22 protein-coding genes are annotated in these 19,017 nt (G+C 48.2%); 9 read left to right on the top strand and 13 right to left on the bottom strand.

Annotated elements, in window-relative coordinates:
* The first annotated feature begins 18 nt into the window (after window positions 1-18).
* Window positions 19-1,002, top strand: coding sequence for a metal-dependent hydrolase (locus ACWXW9_RS16340; RefSeq protein ID WP_494930251.1), 984 nt, complete (start codon window positions 19-21; stop codon window positions 1,000-1,002).
* A gap of 263 nt (window positions 1,003-1,265) precedes the next feature.
* Here ACWXW9_RS16340 and ACWXW9_RS16335 read toward each other — a convergent pair whose 3' ends face one another.
* On the bottom strand, window positions 1,266-1,487 hold the full coding sequence (locus ACWXW9_RS16335) for an alpha/beta-type small acid-soluble spore protein (RefSeq protein ID WP_134912799.1): 222 nt from the start codon (window positions 1,485-1,487) through the stop codon (window positions 1,266-1,268).
* Between the two features lie 120 nt (window positions 1,488-1,607).
* Between ACWXW9_RS16335 and ACWXW9_RS16330 the strand changes: the two genes are divergently transcribed.
* A complete protein-coding gene (locus tag ACWXW9_RS16330; RefSeq protein ID WP_014277888.1) occupies window positions 1,608-1,775 on the top strand; it encodes a hypothetical protein in 168 nt (55 codons plus the stop codon).
* Between the two features lie 46 nt (window positions 1,776-1,821).
* Here ACWXW9_RS16330 and trpS read toward each other — a convergent pair whose 3' ends face one another.
* Window positions 1,822-2,811, bottom strand: coding sequence for a tryptophan--tRNA ligase (trpS, locus tag ACWXW9_RS16325; RefSeq protein WP_134912797.1), 990 nt, complete (start codon window positions 2,809-2,811; stop codon window positions 1,822-1,824).
* 458 nt (window positions 2,812-3,269) lie between these two features.
* Between trpS and ACWXW9_RS16320 the strand changes: the two genes are divergently transcribed.
* Both ACWXW9_RS16320 and ACWXW9_RS16315 read left to right on the top strand, forming a co-directional pair.
* Window positions 3,270-4,235: an aldose 1-epimerase gene (locus ACWXW9_RS16320; protein WP_494930250.1), complete on the top strand. Its 966-nt coding sequence runs from the start codon at window positions 3,270-3,272 to the stop codon at window positions 4,233-4,235.
* Window positions 4,236-4,325: 90 nt separating this feature from the next.
* Window positions 4,326-4,565: an alpha/beta-type small acid-soluble spore protein gene (locus tag ACWXW9_RS16315; protein WP_044645425.1), complete on the top strand. Its 240-nt coding sequence runs from the start codon at window positions 4,326-4,328 to the stop codon at window positions 4,563-4,565.
* A gap of 124 nt (window positions 4,566-4,689) precedes the next feature.
* Here the strand turns inward: ACWXW9_RS16315 and ACWXW9_RS16310 are convergent, their stop codons facing one another.
* Together ACWXW9_RS16310 and ACWXW9_RS16305 are read right to left on the bottom strand one after the other, a co-directional pair.
* Complete coding sequence (locus tag ACWXW9_RS16310) at window positions 4,690-5,091, bottom strand: O-methyltransferase (protein WP_044645424.1); 402 nt, start codon at window positions 5,089-5,091, stop codon at window positions 4,690-4,692.
* 259 nt (window positions 5,092-5,350) lie between these two features.
* Window positions 5,351-7,138 carry a M3 family oligoendopeptidase gene (locus ACWXW9_RS16305; protein WP_494930249.1) on the bottom strand — a complete coding sequence of 596 codons (1,788 nt, stop codon included), beginning with the start codon at window positions 7,136-7,138 and terminating at the stop codon, window positions 5,351-5,353.
* A 96-nt stretch (window positions 7,139-7,234) separates the two neighbouring features.
* Here ACWXW9_RS16305 and ACWXW9_RS16300 point away from each other — a divergent pair, with 96 nt between their 5' ends.
* Window positions 7,235-7,405 (top strand): YycC family protein, encoded by a 171-nt coding sequence (locus ACWXW9_RS16300; RefSeq protein WP_014277894.1) that lies wholly within the window; start codon window positions 7,235-7,237, stop codon window positions 7,403-7,405.
* The gene (locus tag ACWXW9_RS16295; RefSeq protein ID WP_082067120.1) at window positions 7,402-7,638 is read left to right on the top strand and encodes a hypothetical protein; all 237 of its coding nucleotides are present in this window, start codon (window positions 7,402-7,404) and stop codon (window positions 7,636-7,638) included. Before ACWXW9_RS16300 ends, ACWXW9_RS16295 begins: the two co-directional genes overlap by 4 nt.
* Window positions 7,639-7,728: 90 nt before the next feature.
* On the opposite strand, the gene ACWXW9_RS16290 is transcribed toward ACWXW9_RS16295, so the two are convergent.
* Together ACWXW9_RS16290 and ACWXW9_RS16285 are read right to left on the bottom strand one after the other, a co-directional pair.
* Window positions 7,729-8,439, bottom strand: coding sequence for a DUF2225 domain-containing protein (locus ACWXW9_RS16290; protein WP_494930335.1), 711 nt, complete (start codon window positions 8,437-8,439; stop codon window positions 7,729-7,731).
* Window positions 8,440-8,481: 42 nt separating this feature from the next.
* Window positions 8,482-8,859 (bottom strand): globin domain-containing protein, encoded by a 378-nt coding sequence (locus ACWXW9_RS16285; protein WP_494930248.1) that lies wholly within the window; start codon window positions 8,857-8,859, stop codon window positions 8,482-8,484.
* Between the two features lie 412 nt (window positions 8,860-9,271).
* Here ACWXW9_RS16285 and ylbJ point away from each other — a divergent pair, with 412 nt between their 5' ends.
* Together ylbJ and ACWXW9_RS16275 are read left to right on the top strand one after the other, a co-directional pair.
* Window positions 9,272-10,609 carry a sporulation integral membrane protein YlbJ gene (gene ylbJ, locus ACWXW9_RS16280; RefSeq protein WP_494930247.1) on the top strand — a complete coding sequence of 446 codons (1,338 nt, stop codon included), beginning with the start codon at window positions 9,272-9,274 and terminating at the stop codon, window positions 10,607-10,609.
* A gap of 66 nt (window positions 10,610-10,675) precedes the next feature.
* Window positions 10,676-11,479, top strand: coding sequence for an NAD kinase (locus tag ACWXW9_RS16275; RefSeq protein WP_134912782.1), 804 nt, complete (start codon window positions 10,676-10,678; stop codon window positions 11,477-11,479).
* 137 nt (window positions 11,480-11,616) lie between these two features.
* Here the strand turns inward: ACWXW9_RS16275 and ACWXW9_RS16270 are convergent, their stop codons facing one another.
* Together ACWXW9_RS16270 and lipA are read right to left on the bottom strand one after the other, a co-directional pair.
* The gene (locus ACWXW9_RS16270; protein ID WP_494930246.1) at window positions 11,617-12,501 is read right to left on the bottom strand and encodes a YutD family protein; all 885 of its coding nucleotides are present in this window, start codon (window positions 12,499-12,501) and stop codon (window positions 11,617-11,619) included.
* Window positions 12,502-12,525: 24 nt separating this feature from the next.
* Complete coding sequence (lipA, locus tag ACWXW9_RS16265) at window positions 12,526-13,428, bottom strand: lipoyl synthase (protein WP_283653212.1); 903 nt, start codon at window positions 13,426-13,428, stop codon at window positions 12,526-12,528.
* A 249-nt stretch (window positions 13,429-13,677) separates the two neighbouring features.
* On the opposite strand from lipA, the gene ACWXW9_RS16260 reads away from it, so the two are divergent.
* Window positions 13,678-14,781, top strand: coding sequence for a M23 family metallopeptidase (locus tag ACWXW9_RS16260; RefSeq protein ID WP_494930245.1), 1,104 nt, complete (start codon window positions 13,678-13,680; stop codon window positions 14,779-14,781).
* Window positions 14,782-14,809: 28 nt separating this feature from the next.
* On the opposite strand, the gene yunB is transcribed toward ACWXW9_RS16260, so the two are convergent.
* The 5 genes from yunB to ACWXW9_RS16235 form a co-directional block, all read right to left on the bottom strand.
* Entirely contained in the window at window positions 14,810-15,616 is an 807-nt protein-coding gene (yunB, locus tag ACWXW9_RS16255; protein WP_494930244.1) for a sporulation protein YunB, read from the bottom strand.
* A 143-nt stretch (window positions 15,617-15,759) separates the two neighbouring features.
* Entirely contained in the window at window positions 15,760-16,692 is a 933-nt protein-coding gene (locus tag ACWXW9_RS16250) for an aldo/keto reductase (RefSeq protein ID WP_494930243.1), read from the bottom strand.
* A gap of 108 nt (window positions 16,693-16,800) precedes the next feature.
* Window positions 16,801-17,490, bottom strand: coding sequence for a DNA alkylation repair protein (locus tag ACWXW9_RS16245; protein WP_494930242.1), 690 nt, complete (start codon window positions 17,488-17,490; stop codon window positions 16,801-16,803).
* A 19-nt stretch (window positions 17,491-17,509) separates the two neighbouring features.
* Complete coding sequence (locus tag ACWXW9_RS16240; protein WP_494930241.1) at window positions 17,510-18,127, bottom strand: DNA-3-methyladenine glycosylase family protein; 618 nt, start codon at window positions 18,125-18,127, stop codon at window positions 17,510-17,512.
* A 71-nt stretch (window positions 18,128-18,198) separates the two neighbouring features.
* Window positions 18,199-19,017, bottom strand: coding sequence for an SPL family radical SAM protein (locus ACWXW9_RS16235; RefSeq protein ID WP_494930240.1), 819 nt, complete (start codon window positions 19,015-19,017; stop codon window positions 18,199-18,201).

The raw sequence follows: 19,017 nt of genomic DNA, 5'->3' as shown, positions 1-19,017 counted from the left end.
CAAAAAGGAGCGACAAATATGGATACAGCCACACACTTTGTCATGGGGATCGGATTGGCCGGGCTGGCCTACACCGATCCTGCTGTCGCCGCAGATCCAAAGTTGGCGGCAGTCATACTGCTGGCCACGGTCGTAGGGTCACAAGCACCGGATTTTGACACCTTGCTGCGATTAAGAAACAATGCAGCCTACATCCGCAATCATCGTGGACTGTCGCACTCCATTCCCTTCTGGTTGATATGGATCTTGTCCATCACGGGATTAATTGCTCTTATTTTCAGGGATGTACCTGTCGGTCATGTCACCCTGTGGGTCACGATTGCTGTCTGTCTGCACGTGTTTACAGATTTGTTCAATACGTACGGGACACAGGCATTTCGGCCGTTTACGCCCAAGTGGATATCATGGAATATTATCCACATCTTTGATCCCTTTATATTCGGCACCCATGTTGCTGCTATTCTACTGTGGGTCACTGGACTGGTTTTACCAGCTCCCTTATTTATTACGTTGTACATCATTACAGGCCTGTACTATATTTGGCGTACCTGGAGTCATTTCCGTACCAGAAACGCGGTACGAGATATGGACCCCGAGCGCCAACCGGACGATATCTATTATATCATTCCCACGGTTTCATGGAACCGGTGGCATGTGGTAAAAGCTCATCAGAATGGAAGTTATGACATTGGCGGACTGAACGGGAATCATCTTTTTTGGACAAAACATGCGGTTCCGTCCACACATCCGGCTGTAGAAGCATCGAAATCCTACCGTGATGTGCAGGCATTCCGCTATTTTTCTTCCTTTGCTGTTGCGGAAGTGGAAGAGCTGGAATGGGGCTACATTGTTCGTTGGGCGGATGTCCGGTATCGGCACAGGAGACAATATCCGTTCGTGGCCGTGGTCGCCATGGATAAGCAGTTTGGACTGATCAACAGCTATATCGGCTGGCTCAGCCATGAAAAGATGCAGAAACGCCTCTCTCTGCATACGAATTAAAAAAGCCTATCAGCAAGCAACGCGAACGACAAAAAACAGCAAGTCTCCCCTGACCCCCGGAGCTTGCTGTTTTTTTGTCGTTCATAGCAAAATCCATCCCTCCATGAAATATCTACATGAAAGCGCCCTCTTGACGAAGCGGACCGGTGTGATTCACAATGGTCATAAGCCATGCACGCAAAAAATCCGGAGCATGATTGCTCCGGATTTTCTTCATCACAGTTGCTCATAATACAGCTTCCAAGATGGAGGGTTTATGTGTATTACTGCAAACGGCCACTGCCCGACAAGGATTGCTCTGCTTGTTGGACGAGCTTTTTCGTGATGTATCCCCCGAGAGAGCCTGTTTCGCGGGAAACGACGTTACCGAAGTAACCGTCTTGAGGGATTGTGATGCCGAGTTCTTGAGCGGCCTCATATTTTAATTGTTGTAAAGCGGCGTTGGCCTGCGGTACTTGCAGGTTGTTTGAACGACGTCTGCTCATATTTGAATCTCCTTTCAGTTCTTTGTGAGTGAGGTTCATTGCAAGCTTGCAAGATTATTATGGCTCGCTTACACCTGCTTATTCCTAAAATTCAACATTCGAACGCTGGAGGTTTTTCCCATGAGCAAAGGTCTATCATTGTGGTTCGCCGTTTCTTCCATTGTCCTGCTGACGGCAGCCGCCATATCCATCAGTTATTCTGCTTGGCTTGCCATTTTACTGGGCCTTCTCTCTGTCGGCAACATCGGCTGGGGCTTTGTTATCAAGGCCAAACAACGTCGCTCCTGAGACATTCACATTCCTGTCAAACGCCTGATTGCGTTGGCCTGCGTTCTTATCGCTTGCGGGGCAGAAACCCCATACGTTCTTTGACCGCAGCCAGCGTGATTTCAGCCGCTTCTTGCGCCCGCTCTGCGGATTGGGCCAAAATGCGTCCAATTTCACCGGACTCCCGAATGTCACGATAACGCTGTTGAATAGGCTCCAGGGTGGCTACAACCGCCTCTGCCAGCTCTTTTTTGAACGTACCGTACATTTGACCTTCATAACGATTCTGCACTTCCTGAAGCGACAGACCCGTACACTGGCTGTAAATTCCCATCAGATTGCTGATCTCCGGTTTGCCTGCCGGATCATATTTAACCTCACTGCCAGAATCAGTGGTAGCGCGACTGATTTTCTTGCGAATGACTTTCGGTTCATCCAGCAGAGCAATATAGCTGCCCGCATTCGGATTGCTTTTGCTCATTTTTTTGGAGGCATCATCCAATGACATAATTCGTGCGCCCACCTCAGGGATATACGGCTCGGGAACAGTGAAATAATCTCCATAACGATGATTGAAACGACCTGCCAAATCGCGCGTCAGCTCCAGATGCTGCTTCTGATCGTCACCTACAGGAACCAAATCCGCATTGTAAAGCAAAATGTCAGCTGCCATCAGCGCTGGATATACGAACAATCCCGCACCTACTGAGTCCTTACCCTCCGATTTGTCCTTGAACTGGGTCATGCGTTCCAGCTCTCCCATATTGGTCAGGGTTGTCATCAACCATCCCAGTTCCGCATGCTGAGGTACATGGGACTGTAAAAAGACGTTGGATTGCTCGGGGTTAATACCTGCTGCAATAAATAATGCCGCCACGGCCTCCGACTGTTCACGTAATTGAGCCGGTTCCTGGGGCACCGTAATGGCATGAAGGTCTACAACCATAAAGTAACAGCGATGATCCTCTTGCAACTTGACAAAGTTTTTCATTGCACCAATATAATTGCCTAAAGTAAGCTGTCCGCTGGGCTGAATGCCTGAAAGTACCGTTTTCATATTCATCATTCCTCCTGAAATTTATTTAAATAATTGAACGCAAAAAGGCCCCGCATCCTCAAGGGACGCGAGACCGTGGTACCACCCTTATTCATTGCCTTCAGCCTGTTACTTGTCGGAGTCATGCTCCGTGGCTGCCTGCAATCTTATGGCTCCGTTAACGGGGAGCAATCGGCCGTCATACTGAGGAAGAATGCTTCCTGTTCTGTGCGGCACTCCAAGGTCCATTCAGCAGTGCAGGCTCACCGGTTCGCATCTACCACCGGCTTTCTGAAGAGCGTATGCGTAGGCTTACTTGTCCTTATCATCGCGTTATCCATGTCATTACATTGTAAACTACATTTATGATAATTCCGCATCCTGTTATTGTCAAATGTCGATTGTGCCCTGCGGTCGAAAATCTGTTATCATAATGACACGAAGCTTCAACCGATTATAGTGGACAAAGGAGCATGGATATGAAACAAGTGACCAAAGAACATTGGAATGGTTACGACACGTATGTTTTACATAGCCCTGAGCTGGAAGTTACAATGATCCCCCGTCTCGGGAATAATATTATCTCGGTGCGTGATCTGAAGCTGGATCGGGATATCTTACGGCGTCCTGGCGAGGAAGAACTGGCCTTTTACTTGCAAAAGCCGTATCATTTTGGCTTGCCGATTCTGATCCCTCCCGGCCGAATCCGCAAAGGACAATTCGAGTTTGACGGTGTTCCCTATCAGTTTGATCGGAATACGGCCAACGACAATCATATACATGGGCTGCATCGTAATCAATCCTGGCGTTGCAGTGATATTGAAGAAGATGAGGAAGGTTGCAGCGTGACCACCGAGCTGTTGACGGAAAGTGATCCGCACTGGATCGAGCAGTTTCCTATTCCTCTGCGTCTGGAGATGACTTACCGCTTGCAGGGACCCGTATTGAGTCAAACGCTGCGTGTAACGAATCTGGGTGACAAAGCAGCCCCGTTCGGCTTGGGATATCACACCTGGTTTATGGTGGACGGAGAGCCTGAACGCTGGCACCTGAAGCTGCCTGTGAACGGGGTATATGAGCAAGACGCTGAACAGCTCCCAACAGGTACAATTACCCCTTTGAATGACTTGGAGCCGCTCTCTACGGGACTTTCCCTGAAAGGAACGAATCTGGATACGCTGCTGCGAGCATCAGAAGGACCTGCTGAGGCCCTGTTGACCCGTGATGACGGTTATCAGATTCGCTACACGGCGGATGAACAATACTTTAAGTATTGGGTGTTGTATACAAAGGGTGAATGCGATCAGTATCTTTGCATTGAGCCTTATACCTGGCTGTCTGATGCACCCAATTTACACGATCCTGTGGGGACAGGCGGACTGATTCGTCTGGAGCCTCAGCAATCCATTAACCTGAAAACTCAGATTCATATGATATATCCGTAATTTCCCTCTATTCATTTTCCTTCCTTCGGCGCATATTTTCATAACTCTGTCGCATAATAACCTCATCACAGCCGAAGGAGGTGACTACACATGGCTAATGGAGCTAATCAAGGCAGAGGACGCCGCAGTAACAACCTGGTCGTACCTCAAGCCACCAACGCACTGCAACAATTGAAATATGAAGCAGCACAAGAACTGGGTATCACCATTCCGGCAGACGGTTATTATGGTGACATGCCATCCCGTGAGGCTGGTTCTCTGGGAGGTTATATCACTAAACGCTTGGTACAGCTGGCCGAACAGCAATTATCAGGACGTTCAGGTCAATAAGCGTCATTATTCCACATGTTGCATTCCGTTCATCGCATTTAACCAAAATGCGGTAGGGCGGGCATATAACAAAGGCGGTCTTCCCCAGGAAGGCCGCCCTTTCTTTACCCTTTTCTATGGATGATTATTCCGATTTAGCCGCTCGGTATGTAGGCTTGTTATAACGGATCATGAGATTCGCCATGTTATAGTTCGATTCCAGCGTAGCATCCACCAGAATGGTTCCCTGTCTGACGGCAAAATCGAAAGCAATTTCGCCATGAGTCCAACTCCGCTTGTGATTTAGTGTATCCAGCGCCATACGACGGAAGTCCGCCCGATGATCTACAGACAGTCCCGGCTCCACCGCTCCAAATGTACCTCCTTTACCTGCAATCGGATTATGACGGATACCAAATTTCCCAACCACGTTGTTACGTATTTGTACAAATACAGTTCCTGACGACAAACCCGCCAGTTCATCATCCAGCTCTTTAAAAACGATATCCATCTGCCTTGCTAACGACAATTGACCTACTTCATCCATTACAAAAATCCCCCTATATACCTGTTTCAAAACCATTAATAGGTCTTATGGCTCAATTATATGCGAAACTTTTTAACGTTACAATCATAAACAACATAAATGGGCATTTATAACTAATTTCTAAGTATATCCATCAATTTAAATTTCGCCAACAGGTAATACCAACGCTTTTTCGACACATTACGACTTTATTCCTCATCTTCTGCAAGAATTGCAAAAAAGGCCTCCTTCGTGGGAGACCTGATTTGGAGTATATACGTTATTCCGTCATTTGCAAAAATTGCTCAATATCCTGAATGGTGACTTGCGCGGCATTACGCCAGAAGTCTGCCTGTGTTAAATCGGTTCCCAGATGCTTGGAGGCCAACTCTTCCACCGTCATGCGACCTGTATCACGCAACAAAGCATCATATTGATCGGCAAAGCCGTCGGCATTTTTCTTCGCAAAAGCGTAAATCCCGGCACTGAACATGTACCCAAATGTATATGGGAAGTTGTAGAATGGAGTGTTCGTAATATAGAAATGCAGCTTGGAGGCCCAAAAATGAGGGTGAGCCTCATCCAAAACACCGCTGAACGCTTCACGCTGTGCTTGTTCCATCAATTCGCCCAGTTGATGTGCTCCTACGACCCCTTTTTTCCGCAGCTCGTAAAAACGGGTTTCAAACAGGAAGCGGGCATGGATATTCATGAAAAAGGCTACGCCGCGCTGAATTTTATCCTCCAGCAATGCTACCTTCTCCTGACCCTCGGCAGCCTCCAGCAAAGCATCCGATACAATTAGTTCTGCCAGCGTGGAAGCCGTCTCGGCTACATTCATCGCATAATTTTGATTCAATGGATGCATTTCATTCATCACATGCTGATGATAACCGTGTCCAAGCTCATGGGCCAGTGTCGAAACGTTGGAAGGCGATCCGGCATAGGTCATGAAAATACGGGTCTCTTTGCTAAGACGTAGGGAAGTACAGAATCCACCAGGACGTTTCCCTGGACGATCCTCTGCTTCGATCCAGCTTTTCTCAAAAGCCATTTGAGCAAAATCAGCCATTCTTGGACTGAATTTACCGAATTGCTCAACAATGGTGACGGCTGCATCGTCGTATGGGATTTTAGTAGTAGACGTTCCCAGCGGGGCTTCAACGTCATGCCAAGACAGTTTCTCCAAGCCCAGTAGCTTCGCCTTCCGCTCCAGATATTTAACCAGTACAGGCTTCGTTTCGTTAATGACCTGCCACATCGTATCCAGTGTCTGTGCCGACATGCGGCTGATTTCCAGCGGCTCCTTGAGAACATCCGTCCAGCCCCGGTTTTCATACAGCTTGAGGCGAAAGCCAGCCAGATGGTTCAGCGTGTCCGCACAATAGTCCTCCACCTTGGTCCATGCTTCTTCCCAACGTGTGAACACTTCTTGACGCACACTACGATCTGGTTCATCCAGCTTGTTGGCAGCCTGCCCTACGGACAGATTTACGATTTCTCCATTCTCAGGAACAGGGATCGTCATATTTTTGACAATCGTGTCATAAAAATCCCCCCAACCGTGGTAGCCGTCCACAGCCAAATCCAATGCGAGACTTTCCAGCTCAGGTGCCATTTTCTCACGAGCTTCGTTCCGGTATTCATTCAGGACAAAAGAGATCGGCTTAATCGCTTCCCGGTCCATCCACTTCTGCCAAATGTCTTCACTCGTTTGTGCCAGCAAGTTTTGGAAGGATACCAAAGTACCTTTCCCCTGTGCATACAGCGTATTTATGCGTGCGCCCAGTTCAACAGCCTGCTTGTCATGCTGGTTTTGAGCAGTTAGACAGGAAACAAAAGAACCGGCTTGCGATGCTCCGTTAAACAGCTCCTGTATAGCATTCAGCACACTATCCAGACGCTCGGTATCCAATACCGTTTGCGGTACTTTGGCTGATTTAAGCTGGGACTGCAATTGTTGAACCTTGCCCTCCAGTTCCTCCAAAAATGCTTTAAATGAGGGAGAGGAAGACCCCCCACTAAATATGGATTCCAAATCCCATGTTTGCTTCAATGGTGTTTTCATAGCAGTTCCACCTTTCTTTTTGGCGAATCATGTGGTTTCATATACAATAAAGCTACATCGTGATGGTAAAATCACTACAATTGGGAGGAATACAGGATGAGACCTTTACAAATTTCGCCGGAAACGGCTGTGAAATTATCCGAAAAGCTCGGCATTCCGCTGGAACATCTCATGCATACACCCCAGCATATTCTGATGCAAAAGCTGGCCGAACTGGCCAAAGAAGAAACCGCTGACCCGAACGGCGGTGAATCGGACAAATCATGATACCTTTTCACAAAACCTGGCCTTATGACATTGTCATGGGAGACGTTTATGTACAATATTGTCCGTTTTGCGACCATGAGAACGTCCTGCTACCCCTAAAGCCCAAAGAGCTTAAGCTCATACATGAAGGTATGAAAAAGCTGCTTGTGTTTCCATGCTGCCACAGCAGGATTACTTTGGTGGATTGTGACAACGATTATCTGCTGTCAGATACCACCCTGCGCCATCATTAATTCATGAGGCAGTGTTGAGAAAGGTAACCTTTTTTATAAACAAGGTGTGAACCATGAGCCTGAATCGGCCATAGTGCACACCTTTTTTTATCAGGAGGAGCTTGCGTCCTGCATTTCCTCCGGCAGTTGAATATCCTTAGCCAGCATTTGTTCTCTCAATACAGCCCATTGTTCACGGGAAGCCCTGATCATAGCCGCATCCACAATCTTCTTGTCATTAATGACACGTGAAAACCAGCGTACCGCTTCGTTAAAGTTGCCTGTACGTCGATGCAGTTCTCCAATCAGATAGAGAAGCTTGGCGTTATTCGCCCCGACACCCTCCAGCTCATAGACCCGAATATAGGAGTCCAGACTAAACTTGAGAAACCGAAGCTCCTGCTCCTCATTCCCCTGGTATCGGTACATCCACGCGATATGCTGCAACAGGCTGGCTATCACCCGTTCCTTTTCCCCGATGACCTGCGCACACAGTAAACCCAGCTTATACGTTTCCAACGCCTCTTCCCAGTTGCGATGTCCGTCATATTCGCGGGATTGCCACCGATTACCAATTTTGTCCTTAAACAGCTTGTTCTGCTGATCGCTTAACTGAACGGTAGAATGCTCTGTCGAGGTAAATCCGCAATGAGGACAAACCCGTACGACATAAAAATCAGGATTTTCATTCTTGTAATACGCGCAGAAGTCTGAATCCGTACGAATTGCCTTCTTTAGGCTCGGTCTGACACGAGATGTCTGAAATTCTTCTTCACAAAGCGGACAAGAGATTTTAATCTGATATAACGGTTCAAGTTCCAATGTTTTTACAACCCTCTCCAAAATTCGGCAATCCCCGCAAGCTTACGGGGTATTTACAAAATGATGCGCAGGACCGGACAAACGATTAAGTATAAATGAACGAAGCGGCTCCTCAATGCCTGCATCCGTTAACGCACTCGCCATACAGGACAGCCACGCCTCAGCTCTTTCTTCCGTTACGGGAAACTTCATATGTCGGGCACGTAACATCGGATGACCATAAGCATCTGAAAACAGGGACGGTCCGCCAAAAAACTGGCTCAGGAACATATACTGTCTTTCCTTCACCGACTCTATGTCTTCAGGAAACAGCGGACTTAACAACGGATCTTTATAAACTCTCGGGTAGAAGGCCTCAATAATAGCACGAACACCCCCCGCACCCCCAAGATTGTCATAAATGCTCAGGCTAGGATTCACTTTTCCCCCAACTTTCTGTGCTATGGTAATAAATATACACCCGTATTATAACAAAAAACAAAAAATGACGCTAAGAATAAGCGTCATTTCATCATTTCACGTATGAGGACAGGCTTGCACGACTTGCAAACAGCCTGCCATTCTACAAATACAGCTAATAACTCCGCCAATCCTCTTCACCGGGATGGACGAGAGAGGCACGAATGACATACACAAAAGCACACACGAGTAGACCGGCAACGATGCTCATCCTGATCACTCCATCCTTAAGGTTATGGATCGTTGTTTTTTTAATTTTAACATAATCTTTACAAAAATACAGCATTTCATGCAAACGCTTTCTTGTTTTTTTGGTACTCTTTGTCCATCCTCGTCATAGGAATAGTAGTAGAACTCCAAAGGAGGGGCCTCTATGCCGCTGTACCGCCGTTACTTACTCCCTTTTCTCATTCTTATGCTGATATTCCTATTTATACTTATGGCGGCGCACCCGCAATCTTCTCTAAATGCTGGACTTCGTGGTCTGGCCATTTGGTGGGACGTGCTGTTCCCGTCCTTATTCCCGTTTTTCGTTATTTCCGAGCTGCTGCTCGGTTTTGGCATCGTCCATTTTATAGGTGCGCTGCTGGACCCGCTCATGCAGCCTTTGTTCCGTGTACCCGGTTGTGGAGGCTTTGTCGCCGCTGTCAGTTGTGCATCAGGCTACCCGATTGGAGCCAAATTAACGGCCAAGCTGTGGGAGCAAAAATGGATCACTCGCATCGAAGGAGAACGGCTGGTCGCCTTTACAACCTCTTCTGATCCGATATTCCTGATCGGTGCCGTTTCCGTCGGGTTCTTTCATCAGCCTGAAATTGCAGTCGTGCTGGGTGCTGCCCATTATGGTGGCGTGCTGATCATCGGCCTGCTCATGCGCTTCCACGGCTCCCATTCGGGGAACGCTGATACTCACGACAAGCGTCCCCAGTCTGCTGCAACCGAAGCAGGCGGCCACACCGGGCAGCCTACACCAACATCCCTCACTGTCATTCCAAATGCCAAGTCAGACACGTCCTCTGTGCAGCAACGCGGACGACTGCGCCAAGCGATATATGCCATGCATACAGCGCGCCTGGAAGATGGCCGTCCATTTGGCGAGTTGCTGCGTCAAGCTATTGCTTCCTCCCTCCGTCTTATTATTGTCGTAGGAGGACTGGTTGTATTCTTCTGCGTCATTCTGGAAGCTTTAACGAACTCCGGTTTAATGAGCGGGCTTCGCCTGCTTACAGCAAGCTTATTGTCCGCCTGCGGCCTTCCTCCTACGTTAACAGATTCCATTGTAGGCGGTATCTTCGAAGTCACTTTAGGGGCACAAGCTGCTGGTGAAGCCACAGGAGCTGCTTTGCCGTTCAAGGTAGCCGCAGCAGCCTTTGTTCTCTCCTGGGGCGGACTATCGGTTCATGCGCAGGTCGCGAGTATTTTGAATACAACGAATCTCCGGTATCTGCCTTTTTTGCTAGCCCGCGCTGCGCACGGCATCATCTCTGCTCTGCTGGCTCTCGTGCTATGGCGTCCGCTCATGGGACAGGGAAGCTCGCCAGTCTTTTCTCCGATACACGATATCACCTGGTCTCCCGGCTTCTCATCCACTGTGTTGTGGCAAAGCCTGCTATTCCTCACTTGCCTGCTGATAGCCATGCTCTGTCTCTCTTGGTTGACTGCAGGCACAAGCCGCTTATTCGCACATCTAAGGGGAGCGTCCAGGCAATGAACGATTGTGTTCTTGCTCATAATTGATTATGATCGGTATATACCCATGACAAAGGAGCTTTTCATCTTGAGATATTATGTTCTGGATCGCGGGGATCAGCACTCCATGGACTTGAGTCAGCAGTTTCACCGTCTTGCCCAAGAAAAGAATTTCAAGCTGGATGCCGAATCGCCGGAAATCGTCGTGTCAATTGGAGGCGACGGTACTATGCTTCATGCGTTTCATACCTTCATCGATCGACTTTCGGATATAGCCTTTGTTGGTGTACATACCGGTCATCTGGGCTTTTATGCCGATTGGCGTGCGGACGAGCTGGAGGAGCTAATCCACCTGATGAGCCAAAGCGGATCTGAGGGACCCCTTAAACCGAGAATCGTCAAGTATCCATTGATCGAGCTGGAGATTCACAAGAAGTCGGGAAATGCTTCTTTTATTGCGTTGAATGAATTTACGTTAAAAGGGGTCGATGGCACGGTCGTTGCACAAGTGGATATTAACGATGTCACGTTCGAAATGTTCCGTGGAGACGGAATATGCGTTTCTACCCCTTCAGGTACGACTGCCTATAACAAAGCACTCGGCGGAGCTATGGTTCACCCCACCATTGAAGCGTTGCAATTAACCGAGATCGCTTCCATTAACAACCGGGTGTATCGGACACTTGGATCGCCATTGTTGCTGCCCAAGCACCATCATTGTGATATTTTTTCGAGAAAAGATCAGCGTCTTCTGTTGACGGTAGATCATCTGAACTTCCCTGTGGATGATTTGATTTCCGTTCGCTGTCAGGTTTCCAGTCACAAAATTAGCTTCGCTCGTTATCGTCCCTTCCCATTTTGGGATCGGGTACGCATTGCTTTTCTTAATTAGACAAGCACTTTGGAATACACATAGAACCGAAAAGCACTAGTACATGCAAAAGAGCCAATCTTGGCTCTTTTTTGTATGATAGGGCCAACTCAACCATGGTTGATCCTTTTGCCATAAATAAAAACGGCTCCTGAAATTCAGGAACCGTTTTGTTGTGGATCTGTAAATGTTTTATTCTTTTTGCTTCCCTCAGCTCTTTCGACTTTGGCAGCAGGCTGCGCCTGACGCTGGCCTCCGGAATCACGTGAGACGCGGACTTGCCGTCCCTCCCGGTTTTCCTTCGGTTGACGCTCATAGCGTGGGCCACGGGATTCCTTTTTATCGAAATTCCCTTGCTGATTGCGCTGTTTCCGTGGTTCCCGGGCTTGCTGTCCTTCACCGGAAATTCGCCCGTCCTTCGCCTCACGCGGTTCTCTCGGCGGGCGCGAATCACGTGCTTCCCGTGGCTCACGCTGCCGATTCCCTTCACGCCCTTCTCTGGACGGACGGTTTTCACGGAATTCCCTTGGTTCCCGTCGTTGCAACTCCTGAATTTCCTGAGCTTCACGCGGCTGCTCCACTCGCGGCTCCTCGGCTTCCCTTGACTCACGCTGTGGCTCCGGCCATTCCCGTTCTTCTCCGTCTGCGCGTTGCAGCACTTCTTGCGGCTCTCCGGCTTCAACCGTTTCCGTTGGTTCCGCTTGAGGTTCTTCCAACTGTTGATGATCCGGCGTAACGGATTCATCATTGTTTTCAATCTTGCTGATCACTTCGCGGCTCTTAAGCAGCACAAAATAAGCACAACCGAAATTACAATATTCATTAATGTAATCGTCCAATACCGCTATGGATGTATCCTTATTGGCTTTGGGATGCCCGTCACGATAAAAACCCTTTAGACGTAGCTGGTTGTAACCCCAATCACCAATAATATAATCATAGCGCTCCAGCACTTCACTATACCGGTCACGAAAAGCTTCGGGATTCCACCCGTTCTTGTGATCCTGCAACACTTCATAGTTTTTACCACCGATATGAAACAAGCTAATCTGACCGCCTTTCCCGGATCAAGCCTGCGAAAGGGCGCCTTCTTCCTTATGCTGAGCGGCAGACTTCACCTGCTCATGCGCTTGGTAGGAGCTGCGGACCAACGGACCGGATTCGACGTGGCTGAACCCCCGTTGTAATCCCTCTTCCTTTAACTTCGCAAAATCTTCCGGTGGGTAATATTTTTGCACATATAAATGTTTCTCGGATGGCTGCAAATATTGTCCAATTGTCATAATATCGCAATCGACTTTACGCAGATCATCCATGGTTTGTAAGATCTCGTCCCACTCTTCTCCGACACCCAGCATGATACTGGATTTGGTAGGGATGGACGGATTTAATTGCTTTGCACGTTGAAGAAGCTCCAGGGAGCGACGGTATTTGGCCTTGGCCCGAACTTTATCGGACATCCGCTCCACCGTTTCAATATTATGATTCAAAATATCTGGTTTGGCATCCATGACAATACGCAGCGATTCGATATCGCCCATAAAATCGGGAATTAACACTTCTACGCTGCAAAAAGGCAAACGACGACGAATCGCCCGCACCGTTTCTGCAAATATAGTGGCTCCCCCATCCTTCAAATCATCGCGGGCCACACTGGTTACGACACAGTGTTTCAAGTTCATGTTTTCAGCCGCTTCCGCGACGCGTTCAGGCTCCTGTAAGTCCAGTTCCGTAGGCATTCCCGTATTCACTGCGCAAAAACGGCACGCACGCGTACAAATATCACCCAAAATCATAAATGTAGCTGTCCTGTTGGCCCAGCATTCATATATATTAGGGCATCGCGCCTCCTCACATACGGTATGTAATGTCTTGGAACGCATCATGCTCTTGATTTCCTGATAGTTATCGCCTGTCGTGAGTTTAATACGAATCCAGTCGGGCTTGGCTTCCTTCACTTTTCTAGACAATGGCATAGACCTTCTTTCTGATAAGCTTGGGCTGTCATTGCCATACATTATAACATGAAAGCCATGGAAAAACCTCCATTCATTGTTCCCTTTTTGATATGACTTTGATGCCGGAAAAGTAAAATCCTTATATGGATAAAAGCGACGGATATGGCTCAATCTAAACCAAAGCGCCCGTACCGATTCCGTTGGATGCGGGCCTGTAATCTACGGGGGCTGTCAAGCTCCCTTATGAGGAGGTTGGTTCACGTGCCTTACCCTAAACGTACAGCCCGCGCTGTTCGCCTGTTGCCGCTGCTGTTATGCAGTACTACACTGACAATGGCCTGTCCGCTTCCTGCTCAGGCCTTGGCCAAACCTTTACAAACATCATCCCAAAGCATTCAGCAAGCACATGTCGCTACTCCAAATTCCCAGTCATCATTGTATACGTCCAGGCTTGCTCTATATCGTTCCGTCGAAGCCTTGACAGGGATTCCCTGGTACAGGCTGGCCGCTATCGACCAGTATGAACGTACGCTTACGATTGCGCATCCCAAGGATCGCAAGCATAAGGAACGAGTCACAGGTATCTTTGTCACCGCCCCCGTCTGGTCGGGTCTGATGAACCCTGATTCCGAGGATCGGTATCCACGTTCCATTTCTTTTTTTTCCGGATTGGGACAGGACGGTTCGGGTGACGGAATTGCTGACCGTGATGATGACAGGGACTTGCTGTTCAGCATCGCCTCTTATCTCGGCAAATATGGAAGCACAGAGGATGAGTTTTCCATTGCGGTATGGGAATATTACCACAACAGCCGCGCCGTTCAAAGGGTACAGCAGTTTGCCAAGCTGTATCGGACCTATGGAAAGCTGGAGCTTGGCAAACAAGCCTTCCCGCTTCCCTTGGGTAGCATTTATAGCTACCGCAGCACTTGGGGCAGTCGTCGAAGCTGGGGCGGTTACCGCATTCATGAAGGAACAGACCTGTTCGCTGGCTATGGCGTTCCGGTTCGAAGTACCTGCTACGGCGTAGTGGAAATGAAAGGCTGGAATCCGTTCGGTGGATGGCGAATCGGGATTCGGGATCTCAGCAACCGCTATCACTACTATGCGCACCTCTCTGGCTTTGACAAGACCGTTCACAACGGGGACATTGTCAAGCCAGGTCAGATTGTCGGCTGGGTCGGAAGCTCGGGTTACGGCAAGCCCGGTACCCAGGGTAAATTCCCGCCACATCTGCACTATGGCATATACCGGGACAGCGGTTGGATGGACTGGTCCTTTGACCCGTATCCGTTATTAAGACAATGGGAGCAAACGGAGCGCAAAGCGCTCAAAACCAGTAAAGTAAAAGGGACCTCCACATAAGGTCCCTTCACATTCCACTTGCCTTCGCTTATGGCGTTGGGGATGAAGTGGTGGGTTCATCTTCCTGCATTTGTGGAACACTCTCTATGCCGGAATCCGCAACGCCGCCTGTCTCTATCGAATGGGGTGGCAGCGCCAAATTGGGGGCGACAGCTCCATTTTTACCAACGGGCTTACCCTGATTATCATAGTAGTACATTGGGACATTGCCTACCACGAGCAAATAAGACACCGGAATTTCCGTCTCCACAACCTGAGGCTGCATTTCAAAAGGAATCACGACGGACACCTCCGTCGTAATCCGAATATACACTTCCACCAAAATCATGTTGATGCCCGCATCCTGCTGGCGTGTATTTAAATCTACCTTGATAGCTCCATGCGGCTCCACCTTGAGTGGAACCTTCGGCCCATAAGCAGCCAACAGCGGACTACCCAATGCCTGACCGATCGGAACGCTCTCATCAAAATGGCTCATGCTGTCCATCGTTGCCTTGACTGCCTTGAGCGTATCCGAAGTAATTCTCATATGCTCCGCATAATTCAGAACAAAGCCGGAGGTTTTCCCTTGCGCATCCGTTCTCCATTCAATCAGTTTATCAGCGGTCTCGCCCTGCTCTACCTGCGCAGTAATCGCTGAATTAATGGCCTCCGTCGCCATTTGCTTAACCCGCACTTTTGCCAAATGCATCATAGGCGGCTTCAAATGCTGCTCTACATAAGACGCAACCTGTACGATTCCTACCAGCAGTATCAGCCCCACAATGAGCCATACTCTGTGTCTTCCGTGTCGCCTTCTGTTAGGCCTGCTGTGCCAATGCGGTCTTCTCTTCATCCCGATCCCTCCGCAGCGATGAGCTTACCCTACAAGGATATGCGGCGGGTATACGAAAAAGAAGCCGCCCGTCCGGCAGCTCCTTTTAGTGTGCTAAAAATATATAATCCCACGATGTGACTCTTAAGTATTATTTGAAAAAATTATTTAAAAATATGGTCAATCTTTTCAATATCTGCCTGACTCAGCTTAACATCCAGCGTTTTCAGATTCGCCAGCACCTGCTCCGGCCCCTTCGCCCCTGGAATGAGGGCATCAATCGAATCGCGGGTCAAATACCATGCGAGCACAATATGAGCGACCTCTGCATTCAACGCATTGGCAATTTGCCGTACCTGCTCCACTTTGTCCAAATTACGAGCAAATGCTTCTCCCTGAAATAATGGACTTTTCGCTCTGTTGTCTGTGAAGGTTGTGTCTTTCGTATACTTACCGCCCAGCAATCCGGAAGCCAGCGGGAAATAAGGCACAAACGAAATGCCATTGGCTTTGGTGTAAGGCAGCAGTTCCTTTTCCGCTTCCCGTTGGAGCAAATTATATTCGGATTGAAGCACATCTACATAGCCGTCACTATTCGCATCCTTAAGTTGTTCAATGGAAAAGTTAGATACGCCAATGGCCTTGATTTTGCCTTCGTCCTTGAGCTTCTTCAATTCTCCGACAGCCTCTGCCTTCGGCGTAGCTTCATCCGGAAAATGGATATAGAACAGATCAATATAATCGGTCTGCAATCTTTTCAGACTAGATTCGACAGATTCACGTAAAAAAGCAGGCGAGTTGTCAATAACAACCTCTCCGTTCACAAATTTGTGTGCCCCCTTGGTCGCAATGACAGCTTCCTCACGTTTGCCGCGCTCCTTCAGCACCTCACCGATCAACCGCTCTGAGTGCTCAGGTCCGTAAATAAAAGCCGTATCTAGAAAATTGATGCCGTTGTCCAAAGCGGTGCGAACGACTTCTTTGCCCGTTTCATCGTTCAAGCCGGAAAAAAGATTATGTCCTCCCACCTTATTTGCACCCAAACCGATAGGTTTTACATATAGATCTGTTTTGCCAATACGCACTTGCTCTGCCAATTCACGTCATCTCCTTTTTTAAGTTAGTTCCATTTTAATATTGGATTCCAAAAAAAGCAAAGCTAATATATTTAAAATCCAATAAGAATAATAAGAAATAAACTGATACTAATTTCTTTTTCGCTTCATACTACGAATAATTGTTTTCGTTGCCTGATCCACCCGGTATGATTCTGTGATCTTTTGCAGAGCTTTGTTGAACGTAAAATCATCCAGTGTATTGTTTTTTAAGTAACTCATCGTAATCTCAGGCAGCTTGATATAGCAAATAGATATCGCCCATGCGACTGCCATTTGTACATAATAATCCACACGGTGGGTTTGATCCAGCCATTGCAGCACCCGGATGATATACTCTTCCTCAATATAAAAATTCAGAAGCATAACCACTCCAAACCGAATTTCATATTCTTTCCTGGATGACAGATACGGCTGGATAAAGTCCCATACTCGTTCCTTATGATTTTTCGTACATTTTAATCCGGCACAAAAGCTGTCACAAACTGACCAGTTATCAATTTTAGGAACAAACCTGGCGACGTTGCCCAAAACTTCCTCTATATCTGCTTTCACATAGCCAATCACCATGCCTTGCAGCATTACTTCCTCGAAATGTTCACTTTCAGCGGTTTCAAGGTAGAGACGCCAATCGCCCTTGGCAATATCCTGAGCCAGCTTACGCAGCACCGGCAGGCGTACCCCCAGTACATTATCAATATTCGGAAGCAACGCCGCCGTAAATTTTTGAAAATCTACATCGACATGTGCCAGAATTTGTTCTCTAATTGTTGTTTTCACCGTTCCCACTCCCTGATCCTTAACGAAATGAAATGCTCCATAAATAAATAGAAGCCACCGAGCCATAAGGCGAATAGACTCGGCGGTACTCCTCGAATTGTTTCTTGGTAAGTGTATCCAGACTGTACAGCTTCATCATCCCCCGTCGAATAGCTATATCGCCCCAACTGACGACATCTGGACGTTCCATGGAATTAATCAGCATCATTTCAGCCGTCCACGGGCCGATCCCATGCAGCGAGGACAATTTTTGAATCACTTGTATATCGGAGAGCTCATATAGTTCCTGCAAATCCAACATGCCCTGCTCTATCGTTTGGGCTATATTCAGGATACAAGCCGCCTTTTTCATCGTGATACCACAGCTCTGAATAACTTCAACCGACTGGGTCGCTATATTTTCCGGTGTCATCGCACCCAGCTTCTCCTGCATTCTTGCCCATATCGTTTGAACCGCCTTCGCAGAAATAAGCTGTCCCACAATCGCATGAACAAGCGCAGCGAACAGATCGGGAATAATCACTCGTTCGACCCTGCCCATTTGCGTCATTGCTGTACCGAGTACGGTATCCACGCTTTTCAGGTAGTTGATTTCCTTCTCTCCATAGTCAAAATTTTTCGTGATCACGGTTTGCACACTCCGCTTCCTCCTCTGCAACCCTTATGCAGTTCTACCCACATACCATTTGAATGCAGTCTACACCAAAATCAGGGCTCAAATCCTTCACGGCTTACATAAAGCTGTTCTTCAGGAAAAACGTTACGAAACTGTTTGTAGACTGCCTTGTAGGCAGCCGGATGATACCAATCCTCCAGACCTAACAGCTCGTAAAGCGCACCGATATTTAAGCTTCGTGTACGCCTTCCTCCACTGCCGTCTCCCATAAAATAATCATCAATACAGATACGGTTGACCAGTGGCAAAAGCTTGTCCGCAAATTGCTCGCTGCTTGGAAGCATCGGAGCGATTGTGGCTTGCGTTGGTACTCCTGCCTCTTTTAACAGTTGCAGCGTCTTGAAACGGGCCTGAATAGGGGGCGCATCCGGCGTAAAATGTTTGCGTATATCTTCGCGGTCTGTTTCTACCGTCATGCTCACCCGTACGCGATCCTCTAATCGGAGTAACAAGTCGATATCCCGCCGTACAAGCGGACTGCGAGTCTGTACAAACAGGAAATCCGGCGGATCTTCCACCATCACCTCCAGCAGTGAACGGGTCACCTCTTCCTTGTACTCGGCAGGTTGATAAGGATCTGTGCTGGACGACATAAAAATAGTGACTTTGCCCTTGGATTTGGCCCGCCGAAGCTCCTTGCGAAGAAGATCTGCCGCCTGCTTTTTAATATCAACCCATGTGCCCCATTCCACGCCGCGAAACGTCGAAACCGGCATTTGGCGTACATAGCAATACGAGCAACCAAAGGTACAGCCTGTATACGGGTTTAGCGAATGCGTATACCCCGACAAGAAACCTGTTCCTTTATTCAGAAGGGTCTTGGGGTATTTGTATATATGATGTGCTTCCAT

The sequence above is a fragment of the Paenibacillus sp. LT-B23 genome (genome assembly GCF_059417685.1).
The sequence above is the reverse complement of the archived record's forward strand: the minus strand, read 5'-3'. Positions and strand labels throughout refer to the sequence as shown.